The following is a 6,558-nucleotide window of genomic DNA, read 5'->3' as shown; positions in this document are numbered from 1 at the left end:
CGGCAGAACGGTAGGGCATCTCGGCCAGCGCTATCAGGCTTATCGAGCTAGTAAAGCAGCGGATGTTAATCTGGGAAGTGGGAAGGCAGCTTCCTACAAAGGCAGTATTCGGGAACGCCTGAGCAATACTTGGACAAATGTCAAGACCAAGGTAGGAAATGTCCGAGCTCAAGCAAGTCAAGGTTGGAATGACTTCAAAACGAAGGTCGGCAATGCCAAGAATCGAGCCCTTGCCTCAGGAGGAGAGAAGCTATCTGAGAAGCTGGACAGCCTCAATGCAGCGTGGGGAGCTCAAAAGCAAAACTTCCAGAGGAATCTAGCGGCTATGCAAGGAAATCTTGCGCCTGAGCTTCAGTTGGCAGGAGGCGCACCAGGCATTGGAGTCAATCCTAACTTCTCTGAAAGTATGGAAAACCTATCTCAAAAGATCCAGCAGTTTTCTGTCAAGCGCAGACAACAGATTCAGGATTTTGAAGGAAGAGGTGGGGGAAATGGTCTTGAAAGAGAATTAATTAAATCGAATTTCGATGATGTTACTGATGATAAACGTATCATACCTGGAAAAACTGGTGTAGTAACAGGAGGGAGTTCTACTAAACTTGGTAAAAACCTTCTTGAAGATATGGGGGTTGATCGTTCTGAGAAATGGAGTGGTTATCAAGCTCAACACGTTATTCCGGCTGAGATGTCGAAACATCCAGTGATAAAAAATGGGAATGGATTTAGATGATGTTTCTAATGGGATTTTTTTACGCGTGCCAGATGAACAAATTAGTCCAATGTCAAGACATAGAGGTTATCACTCTACATATAGTGATTTTGTCAAATCAAAACTTGATAATATAGACTTAGATTTATCACCGGAAAAACTTCAAAATGAGGTACTTAATCTTCAAAATAAATTGAAAACTCTTCAAAGAAAAGGTTTACCTTTATATCCTAACCAAGGTGCAACACAAGAATTATGGGAACGTTTCTATGCTAAACTTAATTGAGGTATAATTTAATGGAAATAGAGCAATTAAAAACATTTTCTTACATTTTGAACTCAGAAAATGTGAATGAGACATTTGAAATTATTAGAACAATTTCAAATGAGGATGAATTATTTGTATTACTTGATAATTACAATTGGGATAATGGTTTTGAAGTACCAACAGAAATATTGAATAATCCTCATTGTACACTCTCAACTGCATTACTAGCTTTTTATAGAGCTGATGGATTTAGGTACTTGTCAGAAGGTGACAGTATCTTTAAAAATCGTTTAACAAAAGACTGGGAAATTTTTTTGAAATCTGTATTAAGAAGGATTTTGAATAAAGAATTTCCGTTAGGAGATATTACTTTTAACCCAGAGTTAACTAAAATTCAAAAATTTAAATTGAAAAAATTAAATCCTGAATTAGATCCTGTTCTTATAGATGGAATACAAGGAAAAGATTTGAATATTATTATTTAATATTAATAGGGGAGAACTAAATAACGAATTTTTCTTGTAAATTAAATATTATGAGAATCAATTCGTACAAAGGATTATCAAAATTGAACAACTCACTCCAGGATGAGAAGTATTTAAAAGATAAAGTTATTGCCCATTATTTTAAATTTCTTTTTGGAGGATAAAGATAAGAATATGAGAGTAGTTGAACTTTGTTTTATGCTAACTTTTTCAGAAGCAATTTTTGCTCAAATAAAAACACAATATAAAACTCAAATTCGAACTGCTTTAGATGAATGTTGGAGTTTTTTAGAAAACAAAAATAAGTCAGGAAAAGATCTTTATATTCTGTTAGATGATGGAACTGATTTTAATGGAATTTTTATCTACATGCAATTAGATAATGATGAAACTAATATTCCTTTATGGGATAATATCAGCTATGCGATAGCTGCAACTGCTAAGGAGGCGTACTTATTTGAACATCAAACACAGTTACCTTCCGCCTTGGAAAATATAGATTCAAATTTATTAGACATATTTATTGAAAATTTAGAAGAAATAAACTCAAATTTATATAAATGTGTTGGAGAGATAAAAGAATTTGTGGGGAATGATCACTCGTTTTCAAAAATTGCTGCTCTCAACGAATTGGAAAAATTGGGACTAATTGAATTGTAATGTGTCTTTTAAATATTTTGGAAATGATAACAATTTGTTAAGAAGAAATTGCAGAATCTGCAAGTCGTGAGCAAGTGATTGTTAAATTGTGGTCTTATTGTTTAAAATGTGATAACTAGGTCTTATCACATTTTTATATTTTCAAAAGTTTTTGATATACTAGATTTCTATTGATTGCTCAATTATCTGGTTGTGATATAATATGTCCAAAGTACACCCTAGAATTACAATTTACAGAAGAATAGATAAATGAAAATAGATGAAAGAATATTAGAAGCTTTAAAAGCCATTAATTTCGTAGAACGATATGAGAAGTTATCAAAGTATTACAATGAGCAAAGAACCCCCGAAAGGTCAAGAAGTCAATTATTTTGACGGTGATTTTTTTGATGGAGATTGTTGAATCATTGGGCCACAAAGTTCAGTATGATAAGCGAGAACGATTTTTCCATATTGCGTTGCAACAAGTTGATAATTTCCGTTTTGGTTTTCACATTTTGAAGAAGCAGTACAACATATGGATCCTGAAAAAGCAAAAGGTACATTAGAAATGCATCAATCTAATCCAAGTGGTGTATGTACTTCGTGCATTTCTGGTATCACAAATGATGCTGCTAAAGAAGGAATTTTTTTACAATTTTCAAAAAAATATCCAGATTTAAAAATTGTGGTTACATCAGTCGAGAGAGAGGGTGTTAGAAAAGTTGGAAGGTTAAATTTCACAATCCAAAATGGAAAGTATTTGAAGTAGTGAGGTAAGGAAAGTAAAAAATGAGTAAAAATATAAACGCAATATATAAACTAGGGATTGCTACGTGGTTATCCAAATCTATGCAGGAAAGTAAGTTTTATAAAAATATTGATGAGCTTCTTGAAGCTTGTTGGAAATGGGTAGAAAATAAGGAGGTATCAGCAGATTATTTATACTCTCTTCTTGATGATGGGACTGAATTTGGAGGAGCCTTTATTTATATGCAAGAAGATGATCCAAAATATGAATCAAGGTGGAACTGTATCTTTGAAGCTGGTGCTTCGATATCTTCATTAGCTTTTGAGTTCGAGAGGAAAAAATATATACCTGCATTATTAGAAGAAATTGATTCTGAACAAGAAGAGGCGTACTTTAATGAACAATTACAGGATATTTTTGGAAACAAAATTGAAGTTTTAGATAATTATAAAAAATATTTATCAAGCAATCTTGATATAACAAAAGATGGAATTTTAAATAAATTATCAGAGATACTCGGTTAAATGTGAAGTTAGTAATATTCCATTTTATCAGCTGTTAAACTGTCGGGTTAAATGTATACAAAACATAGGGAAAGAACCCCCGAAGGTGAAGAATTAGATTATTTTGATGGCGATTTTCTGATGGAGATTGTGGAATCATTAGGCTACAAAGTTCATTATGATAAACGAGAACGCTTTTTCCATATTGATTTGGAGGAAGTTGGGAATTTTCGTTTTGGCTTTCATTTTGCTTTTGAACGCGGTCGATTGGAATTGATTTGGGTTGTCTATGATAACTGTAAAGCAATACTAGGAAGTCCATTTGCTTCATATGCGAAATGGCTAATCTCAAGAGACTATATTATACTGAAACCTGTAATTTCCAGTTATGATGATTTTGAAAAGGTAATGAAAATAGCATTTGAAATGTATGAGGATTTTAAGCAAGCATTTTTGAAGATTTCTGAAGAGCAATAATTTTAAAAATTACAATTAACTCTAAGTTTATTTAATTTCCAAAATGTGGTAGCCTAGTGTTATCACATTTTTATATTTTTGAAAGTTTTTGTTATACTAGATTTCTATTGATTACTCAATTATCTGGTTGTGATATAATATGTCCAAAGTACACCCCTAGAATTACAATTTACAGAAGAATAGATAAATGAAAATAGATAAAAGAATATTAGAAGCTTTAAAAGCCATTAATTTTGTCGAACAATACGAGCAACTATCCAACTATTACAATAAAGATAGGACACCAAAGGGTAAAGAACTTGATTATTTTGATGGCGATTTTCTGATGGAGATTGTGGAATCATTAGGCTACAAAGTTCATTATGATAAACGAGAACGCTTTTTCCATATTGATTTGGAGGAAGTTGGGAATTTTCGTTTTGGCTTTCATTTTGCTCTTAAATCAGGCAGACTAGAATTGGTTTGGGTTGTTTATGAAGGAGATGAAGTTCTTCTTGGTTCACCTTGGACTAGATATGCTAGGTTGATGATTTCACGTGATTATATTATAAAACAGCCAGTTATTTCTGATTATGTAGATTTTCGAGATGTGATGAAAATTGCTTTTGGAATGTATGAGGATTTTAAGCAAGTATTTTTGAAGATTTCTGAAGAGCAATAATTTTAAAAATCACAATTGATTCTAAGTTTATTTTATGTCCAAAATGTGACAGACTGGTGTTATCGCATTTTTATTTTATGACTTTCGGTCAGTTTCACTCCATAGCTGCTAGACGACAGTTCTAGAACTTTAAAGGCGGTGGAGGAAATAGTGGTTCGAAAACTGTAATTTCAAATACTATTGAAACCAAAACACCCGAAACCATTATTGCTGAGAGAACAAATGGGTTAGATCTAGTACCTCATCCAACTACTCAAAAGCAGCTTAGTCCTAAAAAATGAAGGAATTCAAACAAAAGATTGCTGATCGAACAATTACAAGAGAAGAATATGAACAGTATGATTGGAATAAAAGATTTTCAAAAAGACGTAGAGATGGTGTGGATTTATTTTGGCTTGATGAACGTAAAAGGTTAATGAACGGTGAAGTGAGTAGCAGAGCATGGACCAGTTCGCAACGACAAGATATTATTGATGGTAAAAACCAACATATAATGGCAAAACACTTCAGGGTCATCACACTTATAGTGCTTCTCAATATCCACACTTAGCAAACAGACCTGAAGTTATTTTTCCAGCTACTTTTAATGAGCATTTTTACGGATGGCATGGAGGAAATTGGAAGATGAGTTTACCTGGTGAACGAATTGATATTATTGATGATTTTTAATATAGGAAGGAATAGTCATGGAAACAGTAGATATAATAATTAAACAAATTACAAATAAAACAATGACATATAAGGTGTTAAGGGAAGTTACCCCATTCTCTTTAAGCGAAATAAAGTCTAGAATAGAAAAACACGAACCAGTAATGTCAGCCAATGATTTGAAACTAGATGAATTAAAGAAAATTAGAGAAGCAATAAATAAATTAAATAATTTAGGAACTAAAGTGATAATAAAGGATGTTACTGGTGAAATAACTTTAGAAATATTGAATAATATTATTACTAGTTATGAGGGGATTGCAAGAGACACAGAAGAACTAGATGAACTTATGTTTTCTGATGAGGAATAAAATGTCATATATTGAAACAGATTTATCATTTTAAACAAATAATTAAAGTAAATGGACGCTTACAATTTGTAGTTGAGAATGGTCTGTATGTCATGGATTAGAAAGGAAATAGAAATGGAATTAAGCCTTAATCTTTTACATTTTATGCAAAAACTAACGGATCCTCTAGAAAGGTATATAAAAAACCTAGACTATAAGGAATATGTGCATAAAACATTAGAACTCACAAGTAAATCTATTGATAGAACTAGTGAGTCTGATCCAGACTTATTGTATAGTAGATTGGAAAACATGGATGAGGAAGATATTTTAACTTATTTTGAGTTAGACAAAGAGACCAATCCTGCTATTTGGAGTTGCATCGCGAATTTCCTTGCTTTAGTTAGTTACTACTCTTATGAAACTACTGGTGAAAAATATTTTCCTGAGACCATTGAGAGTGTGGATGAAGAAACACTAGAAGATTATTTTGATAATTATAAAAAACTAATCAATTCGTATAAAGGATTATCAAAATTGAACAACTCACTCCAGGATGAGAAGTATTTAAAAGATAAAGTTGTTGCCCATTATTTTAAATTTCTTTTTGGAGGATAAAGATAAGAATATGAGAGTAGTTGAACTTTGTTTTATGCTAGTGTTATCATATTTTCATCGTTCTTCTCATTCGTTGATAAATCAACTCTGACATCAAGCTTTGCTTGACTTGATTCATAACCTCAGGCATCATTCCCTGATGGTCTGTGAGGTGCGGGGTGGGTTGAAAAGGTTTGGGAGAACTTTTTAAGTGGGAAATAAAACCTGCAAAGTAAGTGTCAAAAACAGCCTGAGGTTAGGCTGTTTCAGGTCAGCAACTAGAAACGAAGACTTGCTGACAAAATCGAAAACTCCGCCTTACCGATTTTTGTACACTCTATTTGTGCTATAATGGAAGTATTCTTGGAGGATAAGATATGAAACAGAAGATTGCAATTTTATCTGATATTCACGGTAATGTTACTGCCCTGCGGGCAGTTATCGCAGATGCGGAAAGGCTGGGTGCAAGG

General features: G+C 32.7%; 10 protein-coding genes and 2 pseudogenes. All 12 read left to right on the top strand.

Features of this window, described 5'->3' with window-relative positions; genetic code table 11:
• Window positions 1-730: pseudogene (locus STRDD11_RS11620) on the top strand (hypothetical protein); the annotation flags it as partial.
• A complete protein-coding gene (locus tag STRDD11_RS11615) occupies window positions 717-995 on the top strand; it encodes an AHH domain-containing protein (protein WP_206512719.1) in 279 nt (92 codons plus the stop codon). The pseudogene STRDD11_RS11620 and the gene STRDD11_RS11615, both read left to right, overlap by 14 nt.
• 11 nt (window positions 996-1,006) lie before the next feature.
• Window positions 1,007-1,462 (top strand): DUF4274 domain-containing protein, encoded by a 456-nt coding sequence (locus tag STRDD11_RS11610; protein ID WP_128837426.1) that lies wholly within the window; start codon window positions 1,007-1,009, stop codon window positions 1,460-1,462.
• Between the two features lie 174 nt (window positions 1,463-1,636).
• Window positions 1,637-2,122 (top strand): Imm6 family immunity protein, encoded by a 486-nt coding sequence (locus STRDD11_RS11605; protein WP_128837425.1) that lies wholly within the window; start codon window positions 1,637-1,639, stop codon window positions 2,120-2,122.
• A gap of 517 nt (window positions 2,123-2,639) precedes the next feature.
• Window positions 2,640-2,873 carry a hypothetical protein gene (locus STRDD11_RS11595; RefSeq protein ID WP_128837424.1) on the top strand — a complete coding sequence of 78 codons (234 nt, stop codon included), beginning with the start codon at window positions 2,640-2,642 and terminating at the stop codon, window positions 2,871-2,873.
• Between the two features lie 20 nt (window positions 2,874-2,893).
• Complete coding sequence (locus tag STRDD11_RS11590) at window positions 2,894-3,376, top strand: Imm6 family immunity protein (RefSeq protein WP_128837423.1); 483 nt, start codon at window positions 2,894-2,896, stop codon at window positions 3,374-3,376.
• Window positions 3,377-3,427: 51 nt separating this feature from the next.
• Window positions 3,428-3,832 (top strand): hypothetical protein, encoded by a 405-nt coding sequence (locus STRDD11_RS11585; RefSeq protein ID WP_241209447.1) that lies wholly within the window; start codon window positions 3,428-3,430, stop codon window positions 3,830-3,832.
• A 187-nt stretch (window positions 3,833-4,019) separates the two neighbouring features.
• Entirely contained in the window at window positions 4,020-4,493 is a 474-nt protein-coding gene (locus STRDD11_RS11580) for a hypothetical protein (RefSeq protein ID WP_128837422.1), read from the top strand.
• 277 nt (window positions 4,494-4,770) lie between these two features.
• Window positions 4,771-5,043 carry a hypothetical protein gene (locus STRDD11_RS14735; RefSeq protein WP_241209446.1) on the top strand — a complete coding sequence of 91 codons (273 nt, stop codon included), beginning with the start codon at window positions 4,771-4,773 and terminating at the stop codon, window positions 5,041-5,043.
• A 136-nt stretch (window positions 5,044-5,179) separates the two neighbouring features.
• Window positions 5,180-5,512 carry a hypothetical protein gene (locus STRDD11_RS11570; protein WP_128837421.1) on the top strand — a complete coding sequence of 111 codons (333 nt, stop codon included), beginning with the start codon at window positions 5,180-5,182 and terminating at the stop codon, window positions 5,510-5,512.
• Window positions 5,513-5,626: 114 nt separating this feature from the next.
• On the top strand, window positions 5,627-6,109 hold the full coding sequence (locus STRDD11_RS11565; RefSeq protein ID WP_128837420.1) for an Imm6 family immunity protein: 483 nt from the start codon (window positions 5,627-5,629) through the stop codon (window positions 6,107-6,109).
• A gap of 356 nt (window positions 6,110-6,465) precedes the next feature.
• Window positions 6,466-6,558: pseudogene (locus tag STRDD11_RS14730) on the top strand (metallophosphoesterase); the annotation flags it as partial.

This window comes from Streptococcus sp. DD11, from assembly GCF_001578865.1.
Taxonomy (GTDB): Bacteria; Bacillota; Bacilli; order Lactobacillales; family Streptococcaceae; genus Streptococcus; species Streptococcus panodentis.
Note: the sequence above shows the minus strand (reverse complement) of the source record. Positions and strands in the feature narration are given on the sequence as shown.